This window comes from Streptomyces sp. NPDC056883 (assembly GCF_042788835.1).
GTDB classification, from domain to species: Bacteria; Actinomycetota; Actinomycetes; order Streptomycetales; family Streptomycetaceae; genus Streptomyces; species Streptomyces stoeckheimensis.
Genome location: NZ_JBHUBS010000002.1, coordinates 265,780 through 291,271, shown reverse-complemented (window position 1 = coordinate 291,271; position 25,492 = coordinate 265,780). Strand labels below are relative to the sequence as shown.

Below are 25,492 nucleotides of genomic sequence, written 5' to 3'. Positions count from 1 at the left end.
CCTTCGGCGGCTCGGGCCGCGCCGAGGTCGCGGGGGGCTCCGGCCTCACCACGCTCTTCGAGGGCGTCGGCGCCACCGCACTCTTCGAGGGCGACGGGGTCGGCGCCGGCGACGTCCGGCTCGCGGACGGGGAAGTGGAGGCCGACTTGGACGGCGAGACGGAGGGCGAGACGGACGGCGACTCGGACGGTGACTCCGAGGGCGACTCCGACCCGGTCACCGACGCCGACACGGACTCCGAAGGCGACTCGGAGGGGGACTTCGACGGTGACTCGGACGGTGACTCCGAGACCGACTCCGAAGGCGAGACCGACGGGGACTCCGACGGGGACTCGGACGGGGACTGAGACGGCGACTCGGACGAGGACTCGGACGGCGACACCGACGGGGACGGCGATGTCGGCGACGGGGAGGTGCCCGTCGGCGAGGGCGAAGTGCCCGTCGGGGACGGCGAAGTGAAGGTCGGGGTCGGCGACGTGAACGTCGGCGACGGCGGCGGGGTGGTGAAGATCGGGGTCGGGATCACCGGCGGCGGGATCGGCCGGTCGTGGCGGCCCTGGTGGTGGCCCCGGTCACGCTCGTACCAGCGGCTGTTGCCGTAGTCGTAGATCACGAACTTGTTCACGATGGTCACGGACGGCGCGATGACCACGACCCGCGAGGGCTGGTACGAGGTCCAAGGCTGCCCGAACCGCTTCGGGTTGGCCTTCAGCGCCACCGGCGGCCCCAGCGGGTTCCCGCAGGCGCACCGCACCCGCGGCACACCCCGGTCGTCCACGAGCACGGCGGTCCCGGCCTGGAGCACCGACTGGTAGCTGGTGGAGCGGCCGTCCACGTAGCCGTGGTTGGTGACCCTGGTGTCCACCCGGAGCTGGACCGGGGTGAGGGAGCGCAGGTACGACGGCACGGCCGTCGGCTGGATGCCGAGCGACGAGGCGAAGGCCGCGTTCTTGGCGGGCTGCGCCGAGAGGACCCGGATCTGCTTCTCGACGTCACAGGCGGGCACGTTCGGCGTGCCCCCGTACAGCTCGGGCGAGGCGCCGCTGACGCTGCGGGTGGTCGTGGTCGCCGCGGACGACGCGGGCTTCTCCGGCGGCTTGGATTCGGGCTTCTTGTCCGGCGTCGAGGGCGGCGGGCTCTCGGGCGGCGCCGTGGCCTGCTTGGCCGCCGTGGACTCGGTGAAGGGGTCGGGCCCGGAGGCCGCCGCGGGCTGCAGGAAGACCTCGTTGCCCGCGGAGGTGGTGGTACCCCCGCCCCCGCTGGGCCTGGTCAGGACGACGGCCAGGGTCACGGCGGCGGCGAGGGCGACGATCGTGGTGGCGAGCCGGGGTACGGAGCGCCACCAGGGCTTGTGCGGGGGCTCGGGGGGCCCGGGGGGCACCCCGCTCCCGGATCCTCCGGGAGGGGCCGGCGGCGGAGGTGGCGGAGGCCCTTCCCGGCCCCCGGACAGGGGACCGGACGGCGGGCCCGTGGGGCGCCCGGACGACGACGACGGCGGCTGCGAGGGCGGCTGTGACGGCTGTGTCGGCCACGGCGGCTGCTGGCCGGAGGGTTGTGTGGTCACGGGCTCTTCTTCCCAGGCGGAGGGGTTCCGGTCCCCTGTGGACGTTCCGCTGCGGACCCGTCGGTTGCTGCTCCGTGCTTCCTCCGTGAACGTTCCGTTATGGAACTTCTGCGGGTCATCAGCGGAAATCTCCGGATTTCGTGCACTCCTGGCGACCATTGTGTGCGCCGTCCGGGTGGTGGCCGCAAGCGGAGCTGCCTACGGTGGCAGGGTGAGCCCTCCAACGGCACCGGCCGCGCGAGCCTGGCGCGACGCCCTGGTCGCGGTCCTCGCAGGCTTCGTGGTGATGGCCGTCGTCGCCGCCGCGGGGCTCGCCCTCGCCGGCGCCGGCGATCTGCCCGGCGGCGCGTTCCCGCACGTCGTGGCCGCCGTCGTCCTGATGGCCGCGGGCGGGTCGGTCGAGGTGACGGGCGGGGCCGGCTTCCTGGCGGGGGCCGACGCGAGCCTGTCCGTACTCCCCCTCTCCGTCAGCCTGGCCGGCGCGCTGACCGCCGGCTGGCTCTTCCTGCGCCCCCTGCACAACCGTGCCGTGGCGGGCGTGCGCGAACTCCTCGCCCGTGCCGTGCCCTTGGTGCTCCTCTGGCTGGCGGCGCTGACCGGAGTCGCCCTGCTGTCCCGCCAGAACTTCGCGGTCTCCACCGGCGATTCGGTCCTCGGCGACATCGGCGAAGTCCTCGACGCGGGCCCGACGGTGGGATTCGAGGCCGCGATCCCCGCCAGCCTGGGCTACGGACTGCTGTGGATCCTGGGCCTGTTGCTGGTCTCCCTGCTGGTGTCCCGGCGCGCACCGCTCCCGACGGGACTGGTCCGCTTCCACGCGGCGGTGCGGCCCGCGGCCTTCGCCGTGGTCGCGCTGCTCCTCGCGTACGTCGTCGTCGGGATCGGCGTCGGCCTGGTCGTGGCGGGGACCCAGGGGCACGCGGACCGCACCCTGGCCGTGATCCTGCTGGGCCTGCCCAACCTGGTCTGGCCCGCCCTGACCCTCGGCTTCGGCGGAGCCTGGGAGGGCAAGGCCGAGGGACCGTTCGGGCTGCCCGTACCCAAGGTCCTGGACGAGGTGCTGCGCGTCACCGGCCGGGACTCCGGCGCGGCCTCGGACCTGTCCACCATCGACGTGGCCTCGCTCGCCGAGCGGGACTCCCGGGCGTGGTGGCTCGTCGTGCTGGCCGTCGTCCTCCTGCTCGCCGCCGGCGCCCTGGCCGCCGCCCGCTCGCCCGCACACGTCCGTCCCTGGCAGCACGCCCTCCACCTGGCCGTCGCCCTGGCCCTGGCCACCCTGGTGGTCTGCCTGCTGGCCCGGATCCAGGCCCAGTTCGGCCTCACCCTGCTGGGCCTCGGCGACGTCGACGACCTCAGCGGCACCGTGGAACTGCGTCCGCTGCTCTGGCGCACGGTCGGGCTCGCCTTCCTCGCGGGCGCCGTGGCGGGTTTCCTGGGCGCCCTGTTCCCCCGCCGCCGGCGCGAACCCGGCCGCCGGACCCCCGCCGAGCCGGCCGGTCCCGCCGCCCGCTGACCCTCTGCCCCTCTGCCCCGCGGATCGCTGCCCCCTGCCCCCCCCTGCCCCCTGCCCCGCTGACCAGGCCGCCCGCACCGGCCGCCCACCCCGACCACCCGTTGCGCCGTTCGAGTGAACAGACGCATATCGGCTCATCGGGGGATCGTTTCCGCATGACACGCTCGTCTCCGTGAACATGACCAAAGGCCTGTTCCGGCCGCTTCACGCCGCTGGCCTGATCGCCCTCTCCGCACTGGCCCTGACCCTCTCCACCGCCCTGCCCACGCAGGCGACCGGCCCCGGCGCCCGCCACCTCTCCGGCGATACCGGCCGCAAGGACTCCTCGGCGCAGGCGGTGTCCGTCAGCAGGGTGTTCTGTCCCCGCGGCACGGCCGTGCAGTCCGGCGGGTACTCCACCACCCACTGGGACCACGGCCGCGACGGCACCCTCCGGCACACCGTCCTGGCCTCCCACCCCGTCGTCGACGCGGACGGCCGCAAGGGCTGGTACGCCTCGGCCGCACACGCCGAGGTCACGGCCCACGTCGTGTGCGCGCCCTCGCCCGACCAGGACTAGGACCCAGGGCCAGAGCCCGCCAGAGCCAGCACCAGGGCCAGAACGAGGACTAGAACACCGGCAGCGCCCACCTGGGCGGCGGTGGCGGCGGCCCGTCGGAGGCCGCCCGGGCGGGCATACGGTCGGGCGCACGGACGAAGGCCGCCGCCCCGGGGCCCGCGCCCTCCCCCGCACCCGCGTGCCGCAGCGCCCCCGTGAACTCCAGGCAGCTCCCCCACCGGTCCTCGGGCGCCTTCGCGAGGGCCCGGGCCAGCACCTCGTCCACCCCCGGCGGAAGGCCTTCCCGCCGCGAGGACACCGCCGGTGGCGGATCGTACTGGTGGGCCCAGAGCAGCGCCATGTCGTCGTCGCGCTCGAAGGGCGGGCCGCCGGCCAGGGTCTCGTAGACCACGCACCCCAGGCTGTAGACGTCGCACCGGCCGTCGACCGGCTTGCCTGCGATCTGCTCGGGCGCCACGTAGTCCAGGGTCCCGACGAACTGCCCGACGCTCGTGAACCCGGTCAGCGACAGCGACTTCTTCGTCAGCCCGAAGTCGGTCAGGTAGACGTGCTCGGGGTGTTCGCTGTCGGTGCCGCCCGCGACGAGGATGTTGCCGGGCTTTACGTCCCGGTGCACCAGGTCGTGGGCGTGCGCCGCGTCCAGGGCCGAGGCGACCTGGCCGGCGATCCGGGCCGCCGCCTCCACGGGCAGCGGGCCCGTCCGGTCCAGCATGGCCCGCAGGTCCTGGCCGGGCACGTACCGCATGGCGATGTACAGCATCCCGTCGGTCTCCCCCGCCTCGAAGACGGGCACGATGTGCGGGTGGTCGATGGCCGCCGCCACCTTCGACTCGTGCGCGAACCGCTTCCGGAAGACGTCGTTGCGCGCCAGTTCGGGCGCGAGGAGCTTCAGGGCGACCGTCCGGTCCAGCCGTACGTCGTGCGCGCGGTAGACGACCGCCATCCCCCCGCGTCCGATCTCCGCCTCCACCACGTACCCGGCGATCTGCCGCCCCCGCAGGTCGGACTCCCGCCCGCGGAACGGCTCCGCAGCCGGATCGGAGCCCATCAGCCCGCCTCCGGCCGGGGCAGATCCACGATCTTCGTGGGCTCGTGCGGAACGTCTCGTACGTCGCCACGGCCCTCGGTGTCGGCTTCCGGCGGCGGCGTCTGCGGCACGGGCGGGGCACCGGGTCCCGCGACGACCGCGTAGGTGGCCAGGCGGCTCCCGTCCCCGTACATCCATCGTCCCGCCGTCTCGTCGAAGAGCCACACGGACTCCCCGTCGACCACGACGCCGACGCGCAGTCCCCGCAGGGACCGGCGGAAGGATTCGGGGTCGAGCCGCCCGGAGGCGAGGTCGGTGACGGCCCGCCGGTAGCGTTCCAGTTCCTCGGCGCACCGCGTGAGCAGCGGCTGCGGGTCCTCGACGCGCGTCAGCGGACGCCCGCCCGTCGGCGGGGGCTGCGGCACGGCGAGCAGCAGGCGTCCGTCGACCCACGCGGACCATCCGTTGGCGCACAGGATCTCCCCCCATTCCCCGCGCCGGGAGAGCAGCCGTACGGGGAGGAAGGCGTCGAGCGCCGCCGTCGGGCGGGACAGGTCCGGGGTCTCCCATGCGGGGAGTCCGTCCTGCGGAACGATGTGGGTGGGCCGGAAGTCCGCGGCTTGGCCGGGGCTGGTCATCGCGGCTACTTCCGCATGATGGCGGGCTCGTGGCGGCGCAGCACCCGGCCCACGAGTACGGCGAACAGCACGGCCAGTCCGATGAGCGCCGCCACCTCCGTGACCCACAGGCGGGGCTTGTGGTCGAACATCGGGTCCTGGGTGATCTTGCCGGGCACGATGGCGCCGAGGTCGATGGTGGCCGCCATCGCTCCCATGGCCCAGCGGGCCGGCACGAACCAGGCGAACTGTTCGATGACGGGGACCCCGGTGAGTTTCAGCAGGGAGCCGCAGAAGACGACCTGCACGATGGTGAGCAGGACCAGCAGCGGCATGGTGACCTCTTCCTTGCTCACCAGGGCGGAGATCAGCAGTCCGAGCACCATGGCGGTGACGGACAGCAGGGCGACGACGAAGGTGATCTCGATCAGCGGGGGCAGGAAGAGGCCCTTGCCGCCGGGGGCGTTGGTCTTGACCCCGGCGAGGCCGACGAGGGTGAGGACCACCGCCTGGCCGATGGTGATGGCGCCGAGGACCACCACCTTGGACATCAGGTAGGCCGACCGGGAGAGCCCCACGGCGCGTTCGCGCTGGTAGATGACGCGTTCCTTGACCAGTTCGCGGACGGCGTTGGCGGCTCCGGTCAGGACCCCGCCCACGCACAGGATGAACAGGGCGTTGAGCGCCGTCTCCGCGGTGAGTTCACTCCCGGCCAGGGCCCGGGCCATGGCTCCCATGACGAACGGCAGGGCGACCATGATGATCAGGAAGGTGCGGTCGGCGCTGAGCACGGCGGCGTACCGGCGGATCAGGGTGGAGAGCTGCGAACCCCAGCTCTGGGCCTTGGGCGGAGGCTTGGGTGCGACGCCCGCGGCCCGGTCGCCGGGGCCCGCGAGCGAAACCCGGCCGGCGACGTCGACGTAGCGGCGGTGCAGCGGCGAGGCGCGGTGCTCCCCGGCCCAGTCGCGCTCGCGTTCGTTCTCGAAGGCTTCGAAGGCCTCGGGCCACTGCTCGAAGCCGAAGAAGCCGAGCGCCTCGTCCGGAGGCCCGTAGTACGCGATGCGGCCGCCGGGCGCGAGGACCAGGAGGCGGTCGCAGACGCTCAGGTTGAGCACGCTGTGGGTGACGACGATGACCGTGCGGCCGTCGTCGGCGAGGCCGCGCAGCATGTTCATCACCGAGCGGTCCATGCCCGGGTCGAGCCCGGAGGTGGGTTCGTCCAGGAAGAGCAGGGAGGGCTTGGTCAGCAGTTCCAGGGCTACGGAAACCCGCTTGCGCTGGCCGCCGGAGAGGCTGTGGATGGGCTGGTCGGCGCGCTGCTGGAGGCCGAGTTCGCCGATCACCTCGTCGACCCGGGCCTCGCGTTCGGCCTTGGCGGTGTCCTGCGGGAAGCGCAGCTCGGCGGCGTAGGCGAGGGCGCGGCGCACGGTGAGCTGGGCGTGCAGGATGTCGTCCTGCGGGACGAGGCCGATGCGGCTGCGCAGCTCGGCGTAGTCCCGGTAGAGGTCGCGGCCGTCGTAGAGGACCGTGCCGTGGTCGGCCGGGCGCAGGCCGGTCAGCGCGCCGAGCAGGGTGGACTTGCCGGCGCCGCTGGGGCCGACCACCGCGAGCAGGGTGGTGGCGCCGACGGGGAAGGAGACGCCGTCGAGGAGGATCTTGCGGCCGTTGTCGACGGCCACGCGCAGGTCCTGCACGTCGAGGGAGACCTCGCCGGTGTCCACGTACTCCTGGAGCTGGTCGCCGACCAGGCAGAAGGCGGAGTGGCCGATGCCGACGATGTCGCCCTCGCCGATGGCGGCGGCCCCGCCGAGACGGGCGCCGTTGAGGTACGTGCCGTTGTGGCTGCCGAGGTCCGCGATCTCGTACCTGCCGTCGGGGCGGGCGCGCAGTTCGGCGTGGTGGCGGGAGACGACGAGGTCGTCGATGACGAAGTCGTTGTCGGGGGCGCGGCCGATGCGGACGGCGGCCTGGGGGGCCAGCGGGCGGACCGAGGTCGGCCGCCGGAAGGTGGTGGTCATGTCCGGGCGGGAGACCGAGGAGGGCCCGGCTGCGGCGGGTTCGGCGAAGCGGACGCGCGGTCCGTCGGCGGCGCTGCCGAAGCGCAGTTCGCTGCCGACGCCGACCGCCCACTCGCGGACGCGGTGTCCGTCGACCCACGTTCCGTTGGTGCTGTCCTCGTCCTCCAGCGTCCAGTGGTCGCCGTCCGGACGCAGGATCGCGTGGTGCCAGGAGACGCGGGCGTCGTCGAGGCAGATCTCGCAGAGGGGGTCCCGGCCGACGTGGTACGTCCGGCGGGGGCTCATCGCGGTGGAACCCCTGTCCGTTTCCAGGAGGAGCTCTGGCGCGTTCGGCACACCGGGGCGCTGGGCCATGGGGCGATTTTCCCACGATCCGGCGCACCCGGCATAACCGCAGGTCAGACCGACGTTATGGGTAATGACAACGGTCCCCGTTGCAGCCTTTGCCCATAGTGTCGAGGTGCGCTTCACTTCAGGCGAAGCGGAACGCGCGAGCGATTCGCCACGACTCACGGGGGACACCATGAGCGCGCACGATCACGCGCCCCACGACCACGACACCGCCGGCACCACCGCTCACGAAGGCCACGGAGGCCACGGTCACGCGGGGCACAGCCACGGGGTCGCCGCCGACGCGGACCGGCGCTGGCTCGGCATCGCCCTCGGCCTGATCACGGGCTTCATGGCCATCGAGGTGGTCGTCGGCGTCCTGGCGCACTCCCTGGCCCTGATCTCCGACGCCGCGCACATGCTGACGGACGCCGTCTCGATCGTCCTCGCGCTGATCGCGATGCGGCTGGCGGCGAGGCCGGCGCGCGGTGGTTTCACGTACGGCCTCAAGCGTGCGGAGATACTTTCCGCACAGGCCAACGGCCTCACCCTGCTGCTGCTCGCGGTCTGGCTGGCGTACGAGGCCGTACGACGGCTGCTGGATCCGCCGCCCGTGGAGGGCGGGCTGGTGCTGGTGACGGCGCTGGCGGGCATCGTCGTCAACATCGCGGCGGCCTGGTGCATCTCGAAGGCGAACCGCACCTCCCTGGCCGTCGAGGGCGCCTACCAGCACATCCTCAACGACCTGTTCGCCTTCATCGGCACCGCCGTCGCCGGTCTCATCGTGCTCACCACCGGGTTCCGGCAGGCCGACTCGATCGCCTCGCTCGTCGTGGTGGTCCTGATGGTCAAGGCGGGCTACGGGCTGGTCCGCGAGTCCGGCCGGATCCTGCTCGAGGCCGCCCCGGCCCACGTGGACCCGGACACGGTCGGCGACCGGCTGGTCGGCCAGCCGCCGGTCACGGAGGTCCACGACCTGCACATCTGGACCATCACCTCCGGTCAGGCCGCGCTGTCCGCGCACGTGCTGGTGGCCCCGGAGGGCGACTGCCACGCCGTACGCCGGGACCTGGAGGCCCTGCTCGCGAAGGAGTACGGGATCACGCACACCACCCTCCAGGTGGACCACGCGCAGGACTCCTTCCTCACCGTGGGCCGCCCCGGCGAGGACCGGTCGGCCGACGCGCACTGTGCGGACGCCCACGGCCCGGTCCACCGCCAGGGCCCGCACGACCACTGAGCCCCGGCCCGGGCCGCTGCCCGAACCGCTGCCTGAGCCGCGCCCGGACGGGGTAGGGATGGGCCCATGACCGCGAAGCGCAGCGCCGGACTGCTCCTGTTCCGCCAGAATCCCGGGGCCGGGGTGGAGGTCCTGCTCGGCCACATGGGCGGCCCGCTCTGGGAGCGCCGCGACGCGGGCGCCTGGGCCATCCCGAAGGGCGAGTACGGGCCCGAGGAGACCCCGCGCGACGCCGCCCGCCGGGAGTTCGAGGAGGAGCTCGGGCTGCCGCCGCCGGAGGGTCCGTACCTGCCGCTGGGCGAGGTGCGGATGACCAGCGGGAAGCTGGTGACCATCTGGGCGGTGCGGGCGGACCTGGATCCGGCCCTCGCGGTGTTCGGCACCTTCACCATGGAGTGGCCGCCCAGGTCGGGGCGGACGGGGGAGTTCCCCGAGCTGGACCAGGTGGCGTGGTTCGCTCCCGACGTGGCCAGGACCAAGCTGGTGGTGGCTCAGATCCCGTTCCTGGAAAGGCTGTTGGATCTCCTGGCGAAAGAGGGTTGACCTGACCTTTACTTGCCAACAAACCCCACCTGCATGGACATTGCACGTATGACGAACGTCGTGCTGGTGGGAACCCTGGACACCAAGGGTGTGGAGTACGGCTGGCTGCGCGAGAGGCTGCTGCGCACCGGCGTCGAAGTGATCACGGTCGACACAGGAATCATGAACGAGCCCCGGGTGCCCGCCGACGTACCGCGCGAAGCGGTTGCGCGGGCCGCGGGAACGGAACTGTCCGAACTGCGCGCGGCCGCCGACCGGGGTGCGGCCGTGACCACGATGGCCCGGGGCGCGGAAGCGACCCTCTTACGCCTGCACGCCGAGGGCCGGCTGCACGGAGTCCTCGCGATCGGGGGCAGTGGCGGGACCTCCATCGCCACTCGGGCGATGCGCGCCCTGCCGCTCGGCGTTCCGAAGGTGATGGTCTCCTCCATGGCGTCCGGGGACGTGGCCCCTTACGTCGGATCGGCGGACATCACGATGATGTACAGCGTCGTGGACATCGCGGGGATCAACAGCATCTCGGCGCCGGTCCTGGCCAATGCCGTCGCGGCCGTGGCCGGGATGGCCGAGTCCTTCGCGCGCTCCGCCACGGAGTTGCACCGGCCGGCCCTGCTGGGCTCGGGACCCCGGCCGCTGATCGCGGCGAGCATGGCGGGCGTGACCACGATCGGCGTGGACGCGGCCCGGGAACGGCTGACCGAACTGGGCTACGAGGTACTGGTCTTCCACGTCAGCGGCACCGGCGGCCGGACCCTGGAGACCCTGGCCGGCCAGGGCATCTTCGCGGGTGTCCTCGACCTCACCCTCAGCGAGCTCGCCGACGACCTGTGCGGCGGCATCCTCACCGCCGGGCCCGACCGGCTCAGCGCCGCCGGGCGGGCCGGGATCCCGCAGGTGGTGAGCCTGGGGGCGCTGGACATGGTGAAGTTCGGCCCGATGGAGAGCCTGCCCGAACGGGTCCGGTACCGCCGGGTCCGCGTCCACAACCCCTCGATCACGGTGATCCGTACGACCGAGGCCGAGTGCGCCGAACTCGGCCGCCGGGTCGCCGCCAAACTCCGTGCGGCCACCGGCCCCACGGCCGTCTGCGTACCCCTGCGCGGACTGTCCACGCTCGGCGCCCCCGGCGGGCCCTACCACGACCCCGACGCCGACGGGGCGCTGTTCTCGGCACTGCGCGACGGGCTGCGGGGCAGCGCCGCCCGGATCCACGACTACGACACGCACATCAACGATCCGGAGTTCGGGCGGGCGGCGGCCGACCGGCTGCACTCCATGATCGGGGCGCGGGCGGCGGCGGCCTGACGCCCGACCCCTGGACAGGGAACCGGCCGTGGCGGAAATGTGTCCCAGGTGATGGCCGGTCCCTGGAACGACCAGCTCCGGGGCGCGGTCACGCCACGGCAAGGGGGAAGGCATGAACGGCGTGTGGTCGGTTCCCGGTTACTCGGAGGTCCGCGAGCTCGGTTCGGGCGCCAGCGGCCGCGTGGTCCTCGCGGTCCACGAGGGCACCGGCACGGCCGTCGCGGTGAAGTACCTGAACGACCGGATGCTCGAGAACCCGGTCTTCGTCCGGGAGTTCCGGGCCGAGGCCCAGCTGCTCGGCGCCCTGCGCTCCCCCTACGTGGTCGGGCTGTACGAGTACGTCGAGGCGCCCGGCGGCGCCGCGATCGTCATGGAGCTCGTCGACGGCATCCCGCTGAACGCCCTGCTCAAGCAGTGCGGACGGACCGGACCGGAAGCGGCGCTGGTGCTGCTGAAGGGTTCCCTGCTGGGGCTGGCCGACGCCCACCGGGCCGGTGTGGTCCACCGGGACTACAAGCCGGCGAACGTCCTGGTCGCGGCCAACGGGACCTCCAAGCTGGTGGACTTCGGGATCGCCACCCCCCTGGGCACGACGCCCGGGGCGGCGGGCACCCCCGCGTACATGGCCCCGGAGCAGTGGCAGGGCCGGCCCGCATCGCCCGCGGCCGACGTGTACGCGGCGACGGCGACCTTCTTCGAATGCCTGACCGGCCGCAAGCCGTACGACGGCCAGAACTTCGCGGAGCTCGCGGTCCAGCACATCGAGGCTCCGGTCCCGGAGACCGAGGCGCCCGAGCCGGTGCGCCCGCTGATCCGGCGGGGACTGGCGAAGGCCCCCGAACAACGGCCCGGGGACGCCGATGCGTTCGTCGCGGAGCTGGAGGCGGTGGCCCTGGCGGCGTACGGGCCCCAGTGGGAGGAACGCGGACAGCGCAAGCTGGCCGCGCTGGCGGCCCTGCTGCCCCTGCTGTTCCCCTCGGCGGGCGCCCCGGCGCAGGGCGCCACCGCCCTGGCCACCACGGTCCTGCCGCCGCCTCCCCCGGGCTGGTCCCCGGGCGGGCGCGGGCTGCTCGCAGCGGGAGCGGCGCTCGTGCTCGGGCTGGTGGCCGTGCTCGGCTACCAGGCGGTGGGCTCCGAGCCGGGCGGCGCGATGGCGCTCAACGCCTTCGCGACGTCGAGCGCGTCGGCGCCGGGCCCGGTCGCTCCGGCGCCCGGGCCGAGCCTTTCCACGTCGCCGACGGCCACGGCCACACCGACACCGTCCGCGTCGCCGTCGGCGAGCCCGAGCCACACGATGCCGACCCCCACGCCGACACCGACGCCGAAGCCGAGCTGGACGGTGACCAAGTCCCCGACTCCGTCCGCGACCCCCACGCCGACCCCGACCCCGTCTCCGTCCCCGAAGGTCAAGATCTCCGCGGTGAACGTCACCTCCTTCCGGCAGACGGGCCCCGGCGTCACCGAGGCCGCCTTCTCCGTGGAAAGCGACGGTGCGGGACCGTACACCCTGGTCGTCGAGTGGTTCACCGGTGACGACAAGGGCGCCCTGACCGTGCCCGACGGCCGCCAGACCGTCGCGTTCGGGCCCGGGAGCCCCGGTACGCAAACCCTGGCGCACACCTTCGCGCAGGGCGCCGGCTGCTACTGGAGCGTCCGCGCCACCACGCAGCCGGCCGCCGCCAACCAGAGTTCCGTCCAGAGCATCTACATCCGGGGGTGCAAGCCGGCATGAGCGATCCCCACGCCCCGCAGGGCGACGACGACTACAGCGCCACCGTGCTCGGCAGCCACTGGATCACCGGACCGCCCCGGGGCACGGAGCGGACCGAACGGCTCGGCCTCGCCGGCGGCACCGACCGGACCGGTACGGCCGAACGGACCGGCCCGACCGCACGGTTCGACGTACCGGTCGGGGCCGTGCCGGACCGGGTCGAGGGTTCGGTCCTGCGCTTCGGACCGGGGGTGACGGCCGCGCTGCCCGCGCCGTTCCCGCTGTACCCCGCCCCGGCCCCCCGCCGGCGGAGCGAGTGGCGGCGCTACACCCTGGCCGCCGTGGTCCTGATCGGGGTCCTGTGCTACCTGGGCTGGCAGCGCTTCGGCCCGGCCCTGGAAGTCCGGGACCTGGCGGTGTCCACCGATGCCGCCGGCGCTGCCGATGCCAGGGGGCCCGGCTGCGACGGGACCGCCGACGTGGTGGCCGTCGTACGGACCAACGGGCGGCCGGGGGTCCTCACGTACCGCTGGCTGCGCAGTGACGGCACGCGCTCGGAGCAGCTCAGCGAGCGGGTGCCGAGCGGCCGCAAGGAGGCCCGCCTCCACCTGCTGTGGACCTTCCAGGGCGCGGGCACCTACCCCGCGAAGGCCGAGCTGGAGCTCGTCTCCCCCGTACGCCGGACGGCCGCGGCGGAGTTCACCTACCGCTGCCGCCCCTAGGCCCGAGAGAGACGGCCTAGGCGGCCGGCAGGCGGATCACCGCGAGCCCGCCGTCGAGGTCCACGCGGGAGCGGGGCGGGGCGCCGTCCTCCTCGTCGTCGCGCATGATCAGCGCGCTCTGCCGCTCCTTGAGCTCGTTCTGCTTGCCGGGCGAGAAGCTCGCGTGCAGCTGCTCGAAGCCCGTCGAGGACATCTGTCCCTTGCGGCCGTTCCGGCGCCAGGGCAGCAGGCCTGCGCGGCCCGCGCGCTCCAGCGCGAGGTCGAGGAAGGCGATGGCCGTGAGCAGCAGCGCCAGCCCCGGGAGGGTCATGAAGACGACGAAGGCCATGGCCCGACCCTAACCCCGGTCCTCCTTTCGGCCAACGGTCCGGACCCGCCGACCGGTCCTTAAGGCCGGGGCGATCGTGGCCGTGCGACCGAGGCGCCGCCACCCCCGCCCCTGGTTGACTCGAACGTGTCGGCAGGGCATCAGGGATGCGGCCCTCCCGGCACCTTCACTGCCACGTTCCAGCCGGCGATACACCCCAAAGGAACGTGGCCGTCCCGCACGGATGCCAAGTCCGCGCGGGAGGCCCGCAGCCGCTTTGGGGAGTGGCTGCGGGCCATTTCTGCCTGCCCGTCCGTGGCGGGCAGGCAGCTCGGGCGGCTCCCTTGCGGGCGCCTCCCCGTCAGAAGCGGGCGTGCGCGGTGATGTCCGCCGCGAACTCTCCCGTCATCGCCGGAGTCACCGTCGGCCGGCACTGCGCCACCGCCGCCAGGTAGTCCTCCGTGCTCGCGCCCAGCTGGGCCGCCGCCGCGCCGCGCGCGCCCACCGCCTCCAGGTCCCGCTCGAAGGACACCTGCGCGGCGATCCGCGCCGCGTGCTCGATGTCGGCCGGGGTGAACAGTTCGCTCGCCGCCACCAGCGCCGCCACGTCCACATCGGGACGGCCCGCCGTGTACCGGGCCCAGATCGCGGCGCGGGCGCCGTGGTCCGGGGTGCCGATCGGGATCAGGTAGTCGAAGCGGCCGGGGCGCAGGAAGGCCGGGTCGAGGGAGCGGATGGAGTTGGTCGCGCAGACCAGCAGCCGTTCGTCTCCCTCGCGGAAGCCGGGTATCAGCTTGAGCAGCTCGTTGGTCACGCCGTGGATCCCGCCGGGCTGGGCGGGCTCGGTGCGCACGGGCGCGATCTCCTCGACCTCGTCGATGAAGACGAGCACCCGTTCCAGCTCGGCGATGCGGGCGAACGCGTCGCGCAGCGCGGCCGCGAGGTTGCCCTCGTCGGCGAGGCGGGAGGGCAGCAGTTCCACGAAGGGCCAGCCGAGCCGGGAGGCGATGGCCCGGGCGAAGGTGGTCTTCCCGGTGCCGGGCGGGCCGAAGAGGGTGATGGCGCGCGGCGGCCGCACCCCGTGCGCGGCGGCCCGCTCGGGCTCGGCGAGCGGCAGCACCACGCGCCGCTCGATGAGGTCCTTCTCGGTCTCCATGCCGGCGACCTTGGCCCACAGGTCGCTCGGCAGGAAGCGGCCGCCGAGGTCGTCCAGGAGACCGGCGGCCGGACCGTGCAGCGGCTCGGTCTTCTCGAAGTAGGCGACGGCGGGCTGCCGGGTGTAGCCGGCGTTGAGCAGTCCCTCTCCGAGCAGGTCCTCCTCGGGCAGGACGTACGCGATGCGCCCGACACGGGCGGCGATCAGCCGTCGCTCCAGCTCCACGAGCAGGGCGCTGGCCAGGCCGCGGCCGCGCCAGCCGGCGGCGATGGCGATGCGCATGACCCAGGCGCGTTCGCCGGTGACGCAGGCGAGGGCGGCGCCGATGGGGACGCCCTGGTGGACGGCGACCACGCAGGGCTGCCGGTCGGTGAGGGCGCTGATGCATTCGGCGAGTGAGAAGACCGACTCCTGGCCGAGTTCGGCCGTGGTGTCGATCAGATGGACAACGGCCGCGAGATCGCTCTCGCGGTAGTCGTGGATCAGCCAGTTCACCGGGTACCGCCCCTCGTTCGTGCTCCTGCGTGCCTGCCGTGTGCCTGTCGCGCACCTTGCTGCCGCGAGGCTAGGGGCGAGGGGGCCCCTTGATCACGCTCCGTCGTGCACAACAGCCGGTCCGGGAACCCTCCGTATCGTCCATAGACTGGTGCTTTCCGCCCGAACATCTGCCCGAGGATCGTCACGCTTTCATGAGTTCCCACATGTCCACCGGTATCCGACGGCCGTATCTCGTGTGGCTGGTGCCGGTCCTCTGGACCCTGTCGCTCGGGTTGTGGGGGCTTTCCCGGCAGAACAGCGTGTGGCGGGACGAGGCCGCGACCTGGCAGGTCGCGGAGCGCTCCCCCGGTGAGATCTGGCACCTGCTCGGCAACGTGGACGCCGTCCACGGCCTGTACTACCTGCTGATGCACCTGCTCTTCGAGGTGTTCGGGGCGAGCACGACCACCCTGCGCCTGCCCTCGGTGCTGGCCGTTGCGGTCGCCGCCGGCTGTGTGGCGCTGATCGGGCGCCGGCTGGCGGGCCCGTGGGCGGGGCTGGGCGGCGGGCTGGCCCTCGGGCTGCTGCCGGCCGTGCAGTTCCAGCTCCAGGAGGGCCGGTCGTACGCGCTGATCGCGGGCGGGGCCGGACTGTCGACCTTGCTGCTCGTCTCGCTGATCGCAGGCACCGGAGCCGTCGGCGGAGCCGGTCCCGGGCGGCGGACCGGGCCGCGCTGGACGGCGTACGGGGCTCTCGTGCTGGTCTGCGCCCTGCTGAACTGGTTCTCCCTGCTGATCCTGCCCGCCCACGCGCTGACCCTGTGGTGGGCGCGGGCCCGGCGCGGTGTCGTGGTGCCCTGGCTGCTCGCCTCCGCGGCGGCCGTGGCGGGGGCGCTGCCGCTGATCCTGTTCAGCCGCACCCAGTCCGGGCAGGTCTCCTGGATCCCGCCGCTGACCTGGCACATGCTGATCGGCCCGGGCGTCCTGCTGGCGGTGGGCGCGCTGGGTGCGTGGGCGGACCGCGCGGGCGGACCGCGGACCGGCCTCCCGGCCCGGCTGACGGCCGCCTCGGTCGGACTGCCGCTGCTGGCGGTGCCCCTGCTGGGGCTGGCCGCCGTCTCCCTGGTCCAGCCGCTGTTCCTGGACCGGTACGTGCTGTTCTCCATGCTGGGTCTGGCCCTGCTGATAGGCGCGGCGCTGGGCGCGGCCGTACGGGCCCTCGCGCCCCGGTACCCGAGGGCGTCGGGCGCACTCGTGCCCGTCGTGGTCGCGGCCTCGGCGGTGGCGCTGCTGCCCGTGGCCCTGGCCGACCGGTCTCCGGCCAGCCGGGTGGACGACGTGCTGGCGGTGGCCGGGGAGGTGTCCGAGCTGAAGCGGGACGGCGACGCGGTGCTGTTCATCCCGGCGGCCCGGCGGGACACGGCCTTGGTCTCGCCCGGGGCGTTCGCCGGCCTGAAGGACATCGCCCTGTCCCGGGGCCCCGCGGAGTCGGGGACCCTGAAGGGCGAGGAGGCCGACCCGGCACGGATCTCGGCGGCCCTGCGGGAGCAGCGGCGGGTCCTCCTGGTGACGGACTCGGGGAAGGGGGCCAAGCCCCCGGGCTCCCCGGCGGACCGGGCGAAGGCGGCGGTCCTGCGGGCGGAGTTCACCGTGGTGGAGGACCGGCAGGTCCGGGGCCGCCGGGTGACGGTGTACGAGCGACGCGGCTGACGGCGGGGTTCAACAGTCGAACCACACAGTGAGCCGGACGTTCTCCGCCCCGTACAGCCCGGCGAGGGTGTCCATCACCGTCCACACCGGCTTCCACTCCCCGTCGGGGCTGATGGCGTCGCGCCGGTTGATCCGTCCGATCCGGTAGCGGAGATCATCGCCGTCGGGCCACTCCGTGCCCTCCGGCCAGTCGTGCGCCTCGTACCTGAACAGCCTGCCGGGGTCGCGGACCACCGTCAGCCCCGTCACCTCGGCGACCCGCCCGTCCCAGGCCCTCTTGCCCGTCATCACCCAGCCGTCCTCGGTGCGCCGGTACTCGTGGATGCGTTCGTCGACCCGCTCCGCCGGCTCCGACCAGTCGACCCGCTCGATCTCCGCCCAACTGATCCAGGTGGGGCTGTGCCCGTCCGATCCCCAGTCCGCGAACTGCGCACGTACTCGTTCCGAGGCGTCCTCCGGAAGCCCCCGGTCCTCGGCGAGCGGCCGGAAGCCGGCGAAGTTGCGCATCCCGAAGAGGCAGCCGAAGGCGTCGTAGTTCCGCCCGTGGTAGAGCAGGTCGATGTCGATGGCCGCGGTCCACAGCCGGTCGTCCTCGTCCAGGCACTCCACGAACCCGTGTATGTCGGTCCCCATGGGCCGTGATTCTCCGGGCAGTGCGGCCCGGCCGCCAAGGGGGTTTCGGGGCCGGTGATTCACAGGGGATTCATATGGATTCCCGGGCTCCGGTCACAGGTTCCCCCGCGAGGCTCGGAGCATGATCCAGTTGCTCCCCTCCCGACCGGACCGCCGCTCCCGCGCCCGTGCCCGTGGCCGGCGCGCTGCACGGATCCTGCTCGCCCTGGCCGCCATGACGGCCCTGCTCGGCGTCGACGTCCCCGACGCGTCGGCCGAACCGCCGCTCGGCGTCACGGTCACGGCCGCGGCCGACGCGGCGGCCGGGCGGGTCGGTGCGCTCTTCGCGGGCGGCCTCGACGGCGGCCACTTCTGCACGGCTTCCGTGGTGCGCAGCCAGGACCGGGACGTGATCGTCACCGCCGCGCACTGCCTGGGCAGCCCGGACACCACCTACTTCGCCCCGGGCTACCGCGACGGGGAGGCCCCGTACGGTCTGTGGAGGCTGACCGGCACGTACGTGGCTCCGGGCTGGACGGACGGCGAGGACCCCGACGAGGACATCGCCTTCGCGACGGTGGCCCCGGCGGACGGCGGGCAGGCGGACGGCCGGCGGATCGAGGACGTCGTCGGGGGCTTCCCCGTCGCCGCGCAGCAGCCCGCCGATGCCACGGTGTCCGTCGTGGGCTACCCGAGCGGCGACGAGTCCCCGCTGTACTGCGCCAACACGACGACCCTGTTCTCCGAGACCCAGCGCCGCATCGAGTGCCCGGACCTCAGCGGCGGCACCAGTGGCAGCCCCTGGCTCGTCGACGGCGCCCTGGCGGGCGTCCTCGGGGGTTACGAGGGCGGCGGGACCGTGCCGGAGGTCTCGTACAGCGCGGTCATGGGCGACCAGGCGGTGGAGCTCTACCGGGAGGCGTCCGACAACGGCTGAGCGAACCAGGTCGGCTCGTCCTTCAGCGCCTGGCGGATCCGGTCCACCGCGAAGGACTCCAGCGGCTCCGGCAGCGCGTCCGGTTCGAACCAGGCCACCTCCAGCGACTCGTTGTCGTTGACCCGCGCCTGCCCGCCCGTGGCCCGGCAGCGGAAGGTGATGTCCTGGAACTGGCAGACGTCCCCGTTCGGGTAGGTGATCGGCGGGAGCATCTGCACCAGCACCACCCGGTCGGGTACGCACCGCACCGCCGTCTCCTCGTACACCTCGCGCACCGCCGTGTCGGCCGGCTGCTCCCCGGGCTCGGCGATGCCGCCGACCACCGACCAGCGGCCGGTGTCGGCGCGCCGGCCCAGCAGGACCCGCCCCAGGTCGTCGATGACGACGGCGGTGACCCCGGGCAGCAGCAGCAACTGGTGACCGGCGGTGGCGCGCAGGGTGCGGATGAAGTCAGGTGTGGTCATTCCCCGACCCTACGAGGCCCTGCGCATCCGGCGTGCGAACGACCAGCCGAGTCCGGCCGCGGCCACGGCCAGCAGGAGGTACTCGGCGAGCGGGCCGAAACGGGTGGCCGGCGTCTGAGTGGAGCGCAGCGGGATCTCCGCGACCAGGGCGTCGGCGGTGAACATCTTCGTCTGCTGCACGATCTCGCCGTCGGGACGGATCACGGCGCTGACCCCGCTGGTGACGGGCACCAGGACCGTCCGGCTGTGTTCGACGGCCCGCACCCGGTCCATGGCGAGCTGCTGGTAGGTCATCTCGGTGCGGCCGAAGGTGGCGTTGTTGCTGGGCACGGCGATGACCTGGGCTCCGGCCTGGACGGTGGAGCGGACGGCGTCGTCGAAGGCGGCCTCGTAGCAGGTGACCATGCCGACCCCGCTGCCCGCCATGTCGAAGACCCCGGGCTCCTTGCCGGGGCCGAAGTCGCGCCGCACCCGGTCCACGTCGGAGCTGAAGAGCCGGACGAAGGAGCGCATCGGGATGCGCTCGCCGAAGGGCTGGATCTTGCGCTTGTCATAGGTGTCGACGGGGCCCTTGACCGGGTCCCACAGGATCATCGTGTTGCGCAGCGGGCCGGTCTCCGGTGCCAGCACGGAGCCGATGGCGACGGGCACCCCGATGGTCTTGACCGCGTTGTCGATGACGGCGTAGGCATCGGGCTCGGCGTACGGGTCGATGTCGGAGGAGTTCTCCGGCCAGACGACGAAGTCCGGTTTCGCGACCTTGCCGAGCTTGATGTCCTCGGCGAGCTGGATGGTGCGGTTGGCGTGGTTGTCCAGGACCTGGCGGCGCTGGGCGTTGAAGTCGAATCCGGCGCGCGGGACGTTGCCCTGGATGACGGCGGCCGTCACCGTGCCGTCCTCGGCGGCGTCCGAGACGAGCGGCCGGGCGGCCAGCGCCCCGGCGAGCGGGGCGGCCACGGCGGTGGCGGCGAGCAGAGCGGCGGTGGCCCGGCGGGTGTCGGCTCCGACGCGCACCACCTCGTACAGCCCGAATCCGCACAGGGCCACGGCGAAGGAGAGCAGCGGGGTGCCGCCGAGCGCGGCGAGCGGCAGGAGGACCCCGTCGGGCTGGCCGAAGGCGAGTTTGCCCCAGGGGAATCCGCCGAAGGGGGCCCGGGCGCGCAGCGCCTCGCCGGCGATCCAGACGGCGGCGCCCCACAGCGGCCAGCCGGGGAGCCGGCTGACGAGGGCGATACCGAGGGTGGTGAGGCCGACCAGCAGGGATTCGAGGGTGACGAGCGCCAGCCACGGCACCGGGCCGACGCCCTCGCCGGTCCAGACGAGCAGCGGCAGCAGGAAGCCGAGGCCGTGCAGCACGCCGAGGCCGAAACCGGCCCGCGCGCGGCGCCCGTACAGGCACCAGCCGAGCAGGGCGAGGGCGAGGGGGGCCAGCCACCACAGGGTGCGGGGCGGGAAGCTGAGGTAGAGGAGCACTCCGGAGAGGACGGCGCACGCGGGCCGCGCGAGCCGGCCGGCCCACCGTCGCAGGAACGACCCCGCCACGGGCTCCGGCACCGACCCCTGCCCTTGGTCGTTCCCGGCATCGTTCCCGGCATCGTTTCCGGCGTCGTTCCCGGCCGCGCGGGTCGCACTGCTGCTCATCTGGCGGAGTGTACGTCCCCTCGCTGTGCAGGTGACGGAGTCAGTGGGCCAGGGCACGCAGATGGGTGCGGATCACACGGACCGCGTTCTCCGCGTCGTCGACCGTGACGGTGAACAGCTTGCCGTCGCCGAGCCGCAGCTCCAGGCCCTCGCCGCGCCGGACGATGACGGCGGTCCCGCGCTCGGGGCGCCAGCGGTAGCCCCAGCCGCCCCACTGTTGGGGGGTGATCCGGGGCAGGTACTCGGCGGCCTCCACCTCCGTGAGCCGGATCCTGCGGCGCGGCAGCCCGATGTGCCCGCAGCGCACCTCGACGGCTTCGGCGTCGACGGTGACGGCGGCGTGCACGAAGGCGAGGGTGCCGAAGAGGATGAGCAGGCCCGCGGCGAGACAGCCGATCACCGCCATGAGCAGCGCGACGATACCGGCGCCCCAGGCATGGTCGACGGCGATCTCGATCCCGAGCGCCAGAAAGGCCGCACCGGCTCCGGCGAGCAGCCACTGCACACGGTTGGATGCCCGGCCCGTCCAGAGCGGCCCCGGCGGGTGACCCGTCATGTGTAGCAGCGTACTCACGTTCCGCAGGGCCGCCACCGACCTCTGGACGCGAATGACGTGGACCGGAACCGCCCGGCCGGGGCGGGCCACCGGAGCGGGCCACCGGAGCGGGCCGCCGGCGCGGGCTATCCGGGCAGCAGGCCGACGAGCGCGTCGCGCAGGGCCGGGCGGCGGACGGTCATGAAGCGGTGCAGGGTGCGGGAGCCGAATGCCATCCGCTGGGCACTGCGGCGGCGTTCGCCGTCGTACGCGCGCAGTGCGGCGGGCAGGCCGCCGGGGCCGTGGGCGGTGACGGCTCGGGTGAGGGCCTCCGCGTCGAGGAGCGCGGTGCAGGCGCCCTGGCCGAGGTTCGGGGTCATGGCGTGGGCCGCGTCGCCGACGAGCGCCACCGGTCCGGGCCCGGCCGTGCGGGTGAAGGAGGGCAGCGCCGGGTGGAGGTGGCGCATCCGGTAGCGGATCCAGGTCTGCGGGTCGGTGTCGGCGAGCACGCGCGGGATGGGATCGTGCCAGTCGGCGAAGGCGGCCCGCAGTTCCTCGGCCGTGGTGGCCGCGGGAACGGTGGCGTACCAGTTGGTGCGCCCGGGTTCGACGGGTGTCATCCCGAAGAAGCGGCCCCGGCCCCAGGTCTCGCCGTACACCCCGGTCTCGAAACCGGCGGTGCCGATCCAGGCCGTGGTGCCGAGCTCGCGCGGCCGTGCCCCGCCCTCGAAGCGGGCGGCGCGGACCGCGCTGTTGATCCCGTCCGCGCCGACGAGGAGGTCGGCGCCCCGCGCGGCCGAAGCCTCGTACGCCCGGCCGTACGCGACCTCCGTGCCGCCGAGCCGTGCGAGCTCGGCGTGCAGTACGTCCATCAAGTGGGGCCGGGAGATGAGGAGTTCAGGGCGGCCAGCCTTGCGTTCGATCCGCTCCAGCGGGAGGGCGGCCAGCACCCGGCCGTCGGGGCGCCGGATCTGCGCGTCGCGGTACGGGACCGCACGCGCCCGGAGCGCATCGCCCAGACCGAGCCGTTCGAGGGCCGTCTGGGCCGCGGGGTGGATACCGAAGGCGGTTCCGTACCGCTCCGGCTCGGCACGGCGCTCCAGGACGGCCACCTCCCACCCGGCCCGCCGCAGACCGATTGCGGTGGCCAGGCCGCCCACCCCGGCGCCGACGACCACCGCCGACCCCGTCCCGGCACTCCCGCCCGTGGCACTCGCACCCATGGCACACCCCTCGCTCGAATCGCTCCCCAGCCGATCGACCACCACATCTGTGGTGCCACACTTGTGGTACCACGGTTGTGGTTAAGCTGACAAGGTGAACCAGGACCGAAGGGACCGGCTGCGCGACGCGGCCATCGCCGTGCTCTCCGAGGCGGGCGGGCGGGGCCTGACGCACCGGGCCGTCGACGCTGCGGCCGGCGTGCCGCTCGGCACCGCCAAGAACTACTTCCCGACCCGCGAGGAACTGCTGCGCGCGGTAGCCGAGCGCTGCCTGGAGCAGTACCGGGAACTCGCCGCCGGGCTCGCCGGGGCCGGCCCCGGGCCCGGCGACCGGGCCGGACTCGCCGCGCTGCTCGCCGGACTGCTCCGCGATACGGCCGGAGCCGGCCGGCCGCGCGTCGTGGCGTACATGGAGCTCCAGGCGGAGGCGACCCGTCGACCGTGGCTGGCCGCACTGCTGGACCCGATCGCGGCGGCGGACTTCGCGGCGTTCGGGCAGCTGCTGGCCACCGCCGGACTGCCGGCCGGTCCGGAGGAGACCCGCGCGCTCACCCTCGCCCTGCACGGAGCCGTCCTCCACCTCCTGACGGGAGCCCCGGCCACCCTGGCCGCGGCCGGGCTGGACGACCTGGACGCCTTCGCCCGCGGCGTACTGGACCGCGGATGCCCCGGCCCGCCGGAGGAGAGCCCGTGACCGAAGGAGGGGAACCCGTGACCGACCGGCTCGACCGTGCCGTCGGGGCCGTGCTCGGGTCGGCGGTCGGGGATGCGCTCGGGGCTCCCTACGAGTTCGGGCCCGCCGGGCAGTTGGGTGCGCGCGGCGAGGAGATGCGCGGAGGCGGTGGCTGGGATCCGGGCGAGGCCACCGACGACACGCAGATGGCGGTGCTGGTCGGTGAATCGCTGCTGGAGTGCGGCGGGCTGGAACTCCCCGACGTCTTCGACCGGTTCCGGCGCTGGGCGGCCGGGGACCCCAAGGACATCGGACTGCAGACCGAAATCGTGCTGACCGGAGGCGACCATGGACGCCGCCCGGCGGATCGCCGCGCTCACCCACGGGGACCGGGCCGCCTGGGAAGGGACGGCCGTCCTGCACGAGCTCGTACGTGTGGCCCTGGACGGCGATGACCCGCTCGGCGCGCTGCCCGCGACGCTGGAGCAGGTGCACCCGGACCACCGCGAGCGGTACGCCCGTGTCCTGGCTCCGGACTGGCACCCGGACCTGGCCACCGAGTTCAACGGGGCGGTGTGGCCCTGCCTGGGCTCGGCGGTGTGGGCGCTGCGGACCACGACGGGCTTCGCGCAGGCCGTACGGGCCGCCGTGGACCTGGGCGGCGACACCGACACGGTGGCGGCGGTGACCGGCACCCTGGCCGGGGCGCGGTACGGCGCGGGGGCGGTCCCGGAGTCCTGGACGGCTCCGCTGCACGTACCCGTGCCGGGCTACGGGGACCACGTTCTGGACGCCGCCGGGCTACGGGAACTGGCCCGGCGCCTCGCGACGGCCGGGGCGGCCTCCGCCGCCCGGGAGGCGTAGGTCCGGGCGGCGGGTGCGGCCCGTCAGGCTCCCGTGGTGGAGCCCGGGCGGATGATCATCAGGACGGTCACGGTGGCCCAGAGCAGGTTGAAGACTCCGGTGAGCATCGCGAGACGAGCGGCGGACCGGGCGGCGGGAGCTCGTCCTTGCTCCGGCTCCTGCAGGGCGATGAGGGCGGCGTCCTGGCCCGGGAGGATCAGCAGGGCCAGGACGGCGGCCGCCGCGGTGGTCAGCACGATCGAGGCGATCAGCCACCCGCTGCCGAGGACTCCGAGGCTGTCGGCCGTGAAGAACCCGAGGACGGGAACCGCCGTGCCGACGGCCGCGTAAACACGGCACACGCGGTGCAGGAGCCGCAGGTTCGCGAGGGCGTCGTGGTCACCCGGGGCACCCGCTGCGCCCGTGGCGCGGCGCAGCGCCGCGGGGAACATGCTCGCGGCGACGGCGACCGGCCCGATGGCCAGAACGGCGGCGAGGACGTGCAGGGAGAGGAGGAGCTTCGTCACGGGCGCGGCTCCGCGTCCGTCCGGAGGCCGGTGGCGCGGCGCCGGCCCGTGACCTTGGACGCCGGCAGGCGGCCGGCCTTGGAGGTCCCGGCCAGGGCGTCGCCGGTCACCGTCACGGCGAAGGCCAGGTTCAGGCGCATCGGCTTGGTGACGGCCTGCTTCCAGGTGAGCCGGTCGCCGTCACCACCGCCGTCGAGGTCGGGGGCGGGAGCGAGGGTGAGGTCGTCGAGGGAGACCGCCTCCCCCGCCCCGCGGGCGATCCCGGTCAGGACGCCGTCCTGGCGCAGGAGCTCGACTACGGCGTTGATCCGGCCGATGGGCGTGGAGACGGTCAGGTCCCAGGTTCCTTCAACGGACATGGTGGTTCTTTCCTAGAGGTGCGATGCGATGCGGTGCGGTGCGGGGCGGGGCGGGGATGCGGGCGCGGGGGTGCGCCGGTCAGAAGCCGACGGGGGCCGGGCCCCGCTCGCGCCAGACGGTGCCGCGGCGTTCATGGGCGAACAGTTCCTCCACGGCCTGCGCGATCCTCGGACCCACCTCCCGCTCCAGCAGGTACAGGCCCAGGTCGAGCCCGGAGGTGACACCGGCGCCGGTGACGAGGTCCCCGTCGTCGACGAGGCGGGCGCGCACGGCGTGGACGCCGGTGGCGTCGAGCACGTCCAGGCCCAGATGGTGGGTGGTGGCGTGGCGGCCCTCCAGCAGGCCGGCCATGGCCAGGACGAGCGAGCCCCCGCACACCGCGGCGACCGTCATCCGCGGGTTGGCCATCGCCGCCCCGAGCAGCGCGGGCAGCTCGGTGGTCAGGGTGCGCCCGATCAGGACGGGGATGAACTCGTCCTGCCGCCACTGCCCCTCGCCCGCGTCCAGGTGCAGGTCCGGGACCTCGCCCGGTTCTCCGACGCGGCCCGAGGCGCCGGGGACCAGGACCAGGCCCGCACGGCCGGGGTCCAGGGCGCCCGTGGCGCGCAGCACCAGTCCCCCGGTGCCGCTGACCACCTCACGCGGCCCTTCGGCGGAGACCAGCTCCACGCTCACCGCGCCGCCGGATGCGGTGCCCCCGGCGTGGAGGACCTCGTAGGGGGCGATGACGTCGAGGGGATCGAAGCCGTCGAACAGGACGATCTGGGCGTGCATGAAGGGTTCCTCCGCGTGCGGCGGCCCGGTCCGTGCCGGTCCGGGCTCGCCCTCGACGCTATGGGTCCCGCGCCCCCCGCCCCAGTGGCATTAATGACACCTTCC

23 protein-coding genes and 2 pseudogenes are annotated in these 25,492 nt (G+C 73.8%); 11 read left to right on the top strand and 14 right to left on the bottom strand.

Annotation, left to right across the window (positions count from 1 at the left end):
- Positions 1 to 157: 157 nt before the first annotated feature.
- Positions 158 to 1,450, bottom strand: a pseudogene (locus tag ACFRU2_RS06700) (DUF6777 domain-containing protein); the annotation flags it as partial.
- Between the two features lie 325 nt (positions 1,451 to 1,775).
- On the opposite strand from ACFRU2_RS06700, the gene ACFRU2_RS06695 reads away from it, so the two are divergent.
- Positions 1,776 to 3,077 carry a streptophobe family protein gene (locus tag ACFRU2_RS06695; RefSeq protein WP_382968474.1) on the top strand — a complete coding sequence of 434 codons (1,302 nt, stop codon included), beginning with the start codon at positions 1,776 to 1,778 and terminating at the stop codon, positions 3,075 to 3,077.
- A 172-nt stretch (positions 3,078 to 3,249) separates the two neighbouring features.
- Positions 3,250 to 3,636, top strand: a complete 387-nt coding sequence (locus ACFRU2_RS06690) for a hypothetical protein (protein WP_382968471.1) — start codon at positions 3,250 to 3,252, stop codon at positions 3,634 to 3,636.
- A gap of 49 nt (positions 3,637 to 3,685) precedes the next feature.
- On the opposite strand, the gene ACFRU2_RS06685 is transcribed toward ACFRU2_RS06690, so the two are convergent.
- From ACFRU2_RS06685 to ACFRU2_RS06675, 3 genes are read right to left on the bottom strand one after another with little or no spacing between them, the layout of a single operon-like run.
- The gene (locus tag ACFRU2_RS06685) at positions 3,686 to 4,684 is read right to left on the bottom strand and encodes a serine/threonine-protein kinase (RefSeq protein WP_382968468.1); all 999 of its coding nucleotides are present in this window, start codon (positions 4,682 to 4,684) and stop codon (positions 3,686 to 3,688) included.
- Entirely contained in the window at positions 4,684 to 5,301 is a 618-nt protein-coding gene (locus ACFRU2_RS06680) for a hypothetical protein (RefSeq protein WP_382968465.1), read from the bottom strand. The genes ACFRU2_RS06685 and ACFRU2_RS06680 overlap by 1 nt, the downstream gene beginning before the upstream one ends.
- Positions 5,302 to 5,306: 5 nt before the next feature.
- The gene (locus ACFRU2_RS06675) at positions 5,307 to 7,652 is read right to left on the bottom strand and encodes an FHA domain-containing protein (protein WP_382968463.1); all 2,346 of its coding nucleotides are present in this window, start codon (positions 7,650 to 7,652) and stop codon (positions 5,307 to 5,309) included.
- A gap of 169 nt (positions 7,653 to 7,821) precedes the next feature.
- Here ACFRU2_RS06675 and ACFRU2_RS06670 point away from each other — a divergent pair, with 169 nt between their 5' ends.
- The 5 genes from ACFRU2_RS06670 to ACFRU2_RS06650 all read left to right on the top strand — a co-directional run bounded on the left by ACFRU2_RS06670 (position 7,822) and on the right by ACFRU2_RS06650 (position 13,149).
- Positions 7,822 to 8,868, top strand: a complete 1,047-nt coding sequence (locus tag ACFRU2_RS06670) for a cation diffusion facilitator family transporter (protein WP_382968460.1) — start codon at positions 7,822 to 7,824, stop codon at positions 8,866 to 8,868.
- Positions 8,869 to 8,934: 66 nt separating this feature from the next.
- Positions 8,935 to 9,411, top strand: a complete 477-nt coding sequence (locus ACFRU2_RS06665; RefSeq protein WP_382968457.1) for an NUDIX domain-containing protein — start codon at positions 8,935 to 8,937, stop codon at positions 9,409 to 9,411.
- 48 nt (positions 9,412 to 9,459) lie between these two features.
- Positions 9,460 to 10,716 (top strand): Tm-1-like ATP-binding domain-containing protein, encoded by a 1,257-nt coding sequence (locus tag ACFRU2_RS06660; protein WP_382968454.1) that lies wholly within the window; start codon positions 9,460 to 9,462, stop codon positions 10,714 to 10,716.
- Between the two features lie 112 nt (positions 10,717 to 10,828).
- Positions 10,829 to 12,448 carry a serine/threonine-protein kinase gene (locus ACFRU2_RS06655; protein WP_382968451.1) on the top strand — a complete coding sequence of 540 codons (1,620 nt, stop codon included), beginning with the start codon at positions 10,829 to 10,831 and terminating at the stop codon, positions 12,446 to 12,448.
- Complete coding sequence (locus ACFRU2_RS06650) at positions 12,445 to 13,149, top strand: hypothetical protein (RefSeq protein WP_382968449.1); 705 nt, start codon at positions 12,445 to 12,447, stop codon at positions 13,147 to 13,149. Before ACFRU2_RS06655 ends, ACFRU2_RS06650 begins: the two co-directional genes overlap by 4 nt.
- A gap of 16 nt (positions 13,150 to 13,165) precedes the next feature.
- On the opposite strand, the gene ACFRU2_RS06645 is transcribed toward ACFRU2_RS06650, so the two are convergent.
- Both ACFRU2_RS06645 and ACFRU2_RS06640 read right to left on the bottom strand, forming a co-directional pair.
- Positions 13,166 to 13,477: a DUF6191 domain-containing protein gene (locus ACFRU2_RS06645; protein ID WP_382968446.1), complete on the bottom strand. Its 312-nt coding sequence runs from the start codon at positions 13,475 to 13,477 to the stop codon at positions 13,166 to 13,168.
- Between the two features lie 340 nt (positions 13,478 to 13,817).
- Positions 13,818 to 15,107: an ATP-binding protein gene (locus tag ACFRU2_RS06640; protein ID WP_382968443.1), complete on the bottom strand. Its 1,290-nt coding sequence runs from the start codon at positions 15,105 to 15,107 to the stop codon at positions 13,818 to 13,820.
- Positions 15,108 to 15,313: 206 nt separating this feature from the next.
- On the opposite strand from ACFRU2_RS06640, the gene ACFRU2_RS06635 reads away from it, so the two are divergent.
- Positions 15,314 to 16,798: a hypothetical protein gene (locus ACFRU2_RS06635; protein ID WP_382968441.1), complete on the top strand. Its 1,485-nt coding sequence runs from the start codon at positions 15,314 to 15,316 to the stop codon at positions 16,796 to 16,798.
- A 9-nt stretch (positions 16,799 to 16,807) separates the two neighbouring features.
- Here the strand turns inward: ACFRU2_RS06635 and ACFRU2_RS06630 are convergent, their stop codons facing one another.
- Complete coding sequence (locus tag ACFRU2_RS06630) at positions 16,808 to 17,431, bottom strand: hypothetical protein (RefSeq protein ID WP_382968438.1); 624 nt, start codon at positions 17,429 to 17,431, stop codon at positions 16,808 to 16,810.
- A 121-nt stretch (positions 17,432 to 17,552) separates the two neighbouring features.
- On the opposite strand from ACFRU2_RS06630, the gene ACFRU2_RS06625 reads away from it, so the two are divergent.
- Positions 17,553 to 18,347: a trypsin-like serine peptidase gene (locus ACFRU2_RS06625; RefSeq protein ID WP_382968435.1), complete on the top strand. Its 795-nt coding sequence runs from the start codon at positions 17,553 to 17,555 to the stop codon at positions 18,345 to 18,347.
- On the opposite strand, the gene ACFRU2_RS06620 is transcribed toward ACFRU2_RS06625, so the two are convergent.
- The 4 genes from ACFRU2_RS06620 to ACFRU2_RS06605 all read right to left on the bottom strand — a co-directional run bounded on the left by ACFRU2_RS06620 (position 18,320) and on the right by ACFRU2_RS06605 (position 22,210).
- On the bottom strand, positions 18,320 to 18,811 hold the full coding sequence (locus ACFRU2_RS06620) for an NUDIX domain-containing protein (protein ID WP_382968433.1): 492 nt from the start codon (positions 18,809 to 18,811) through the stop codon (positions 18,320 to 18,322). The genes ACFRU2_RS06625 and ACFRU2_RS06620 overlap by 28 nt on opposite strands.
- Positions 18,812 to 18,820: 9 nt before the next feature.
- Positions 18,821 to 20,452 (bottom strand): apolipoprotein N-acyltransferase, encoded by a 1,632-nt coding sequence (gene lnt / locus ACFRU2_RS06615; RefSeq protein WP_382968430.1) that lies wholly within the window; start codon positions 20,450 to 20,452, stop codon positions 18,821 to 18,823.
- Between the two features lie 40 nt (positions 20,453 to 20,492).
- Positions 20,493 to 21,008, bottom strand: coding sequence for a hypothetical protein (locus ACFRU2_RS06610; protein WP_382968427.1), 516 nt, complete (start codon positions 21,006 to 21,008; stop codon positions 20,493 to 20,495).
- Between the two features lie 125 nt (positions 21,009 to 21,133).
- Positions 21,134 to 22,210 (bottom strand): FAD-dependent oxidoreductase, encoded by a 1,077-nt coding sequence (locus tag ACFRU2_RS06605; protein WP_382968424.1) that lies wholly within the window; start codon positions 22,208 to 22,210, stop codon positions 21,134 to 21,136.
- A gap of 94 nt (positions 22,211 to 22,304) precedes the next feature.
- Between ACFRU2_RS06605 and ACFRU2_RS06600 the strand changes: the two genes are divergently transcribed.
- Both ACFRU2_RS06600 and ACFRU2_RS06595 read left to right on the top strand, forming a co-directional pair.
- Positions 22,305 to 22,904 carry a TetR/AcrR family transcriptional regulator gene (locus tag ACFRU2_RS06600; RefSeq protein WP_382968422.1) on the top strand — a complete coding sequence of 200 codons (600 nt, stop codon included), beginning with the start codon at positions 22,305 to 22,307 and terminating at the stop codon, positions 22,902 to 22,904.
- Positions 22,874 to 23,747 (top strand): annotated as a pseudogene (locus tag ACFRU2_RS06595) (ADP-ribosylglycohydrolase family protein). Before ACFRU2_RS06600 ends, ACFRU2_RS06595 begins: the two are co-directional and overlap by 31 nt.
- Positions 23,748 to 23,770: 23 nt before the next feature.
- Here the strand turns inward: ACFRU2_RS06595 and ACFRU2_RS06590 are convergent.
- The 3 genes from ACFRU2_RS06590 to ACFRU2_RS06580 all read right to left on the bottom strand — a co-directional run bounded on the left by ACFRU2_RS06590 (position 23,771) and on the right by ACFRU2_RS06580 (position 25,387).
- Positions 23,771 to 24,253: a DUF2269 family protein gene (locus tag ACFRU2_RS06590; protein ID WP_382968419.1), complete on the bottom strand. Its 483-nt coding sequence runs from the start codon at positions 24,251 to 24,253 to the stop codon at positions 23,771 to 23,773.
- Positions 24,250 to 24,612 carry a hypothetical protein gene (locus ACFRU2_RS06585; RefSeq protein WP_382968417.1) on the bottom strand — a complete coding sequence of 121 codons (363 nt, stop codon included), beginning with the start codon at positions 24,610 to 24,612 and terminating at the stop codon, positions 24,250 to 24,252. The genes ACFRU2_RS06590 and ACFRU2_RS06585 overlap by 4 nt, the downstream gene beginning before the upstream one ends.
- A 79-nt stretch (positions 24,613 to 24,691) precedes the next feature.
- Positions 24,692 to 25,387 (bottom strand): DJ-1/PfpI family protein, encoded by a 696-nt coding sequence (locus tag ACFRU2_RS06580; protein ID WP_382968414.1) that lies wholly within the window; start codon positions 25,385 to 25,387, stop codon positions 24,692 to 24,694.
- Positions 25,388 to 25,492: the final 105 nt, after the last annotated feature.

Excerpts from the sequence above, each read along its gene's own strand:
- ACFRU2_RS06685 (WP_382968468.1), bottom strand. The coding sequence starts at position 4,684 with ATGGGCTCCGATCCGGCTGCGGAGCCGTTCCGCGGGCGGGAGTCCGAC.
- ACFRU2_RS06680 (WP_382968465.1), bottom strand. The coding sequence starts at position 5,301 with ATGACCAGCCCCGGCCAAGCCGCGGACTTCCGGCCCACCCACATCGTT.
- ACFRU2_RS06675 (WP_382968463.1), bottom strand. The coding sequence starts at position 7,652 with ATGGCCCAGCGCCCCGGTGTGCCGAACGCGCCAGAGCTCCTCCTGGAA.
- ACFRU2_RS06670 (WP_382968460.1), top strand. The coding sequence starts at position 7,822 with ATGAGCGCGCACGATCACGCGCCCCACGACCACGACACCGCCGGCACC.
- ACFRU2_RS06665 (WP_382968457.1), top strand. The coding sequence starts at position 8,935 with ATGACCGCGAAGCGCAGCGCCGGACTGCTCCTGTTCCGCCAGAATCCC.
- ACFRU2_RS06660 (WP_382968454.1), top strand. The coding sequence starts at position 9,460 with ATGACGAACGTCGTGCTGGTGGGAACCCTGGACACCAAGGGTGTGGAG.
- ACFRU2_RS06655 (WP_382968451.1), top strand. The coding sequence starts at position 10,829 with ATGAACGGCGTGTGGTCGGTTCCCGGTTACTCGGAGGTCCGCGAGCTC.
- ACFRU2_RS06650 (WP_382968449.1), top strand. The coding sequence starts at position 12,445 with ATGAGCGATCCCCACGCCCCGCAGGGCGACGACGACTACAGCGCCACC.
- ACFRU2_RS06645 (WP_382968446.1), bottom strand. The coding sequence starts at position 13,477 with ATGGCCTTCGTCGTCTTCATGACCCTCCCGGGGCTGGCGCTGCTGCTC.
- ACFRU2_RS06635 (WP_382968441.1), top strand. The coding sequence starts at position 15,314 with ATGTCCACCGGTATCCGACGGCCGTATCTCGTGTGGCTGGTGCCGGTC.
- ACFRU2_RS06630 (WP_382968438.1), bottom strand. The coding sequence starts at position 17,431 with ATGGGGACCGACATACACGGGTTCGTGGAGTGCCTGGACGAGGACGAC.
- ACFRU2_RS06625 (WP_382968435.1), top strand. The coding sequence starts at position 17,553 with ATGATCCAGTTGCTCCCCTCCCGACCGGACCGCCGCTCCCGCGCCCGT.
- ACFRU2_RS06620 (WP_382968433.1), bottom strand. The coding sequence starts at position 18,811 with ATGACCACACCTGACTTCATCCGCACCCTGCGCGCCACCGCCGGTCAC.
- lnt (WP_382968430.1), bottom strand. The coding sequence starts at position 20,452 with ATGAGCAGCAGTGCGACCCGCGCGGCCGGGAACGACGCCGGAAACGAT.
- ACFRU2_RS06610 (WP_382968427.1), bottom strand. The coding sequence starts at position 21,008 with ATGACGGGTCACCCGCCGGGGCCGCTCTGGACGGGCCGGGCATCCAAC.
- ACFRU2_RS06605 (WP_382968424.1), bottom strand. The coding sequence starts at position 22,210 with ATGGGTGCGAGTGCCACGGGCGGGAGTGCCGGGACGGGGTCGGCGGTG.
- ACFRU2_RS06585 (WP_382968417.1), bottom strand. The coding sequence starts at position 24,612 with ATGTCCGTTGAAGGAACCTGGGACCTGACCGTCTCCACGCCCATCGGC.
- ACFRU2_RS06580 (WP_382968414.1), bottom strand. The coding sequence starts at position 25,387 with ATGCACGCCCAGATCGTCCTGTTCGACGGCTTCGATCCCCTCGACGTC.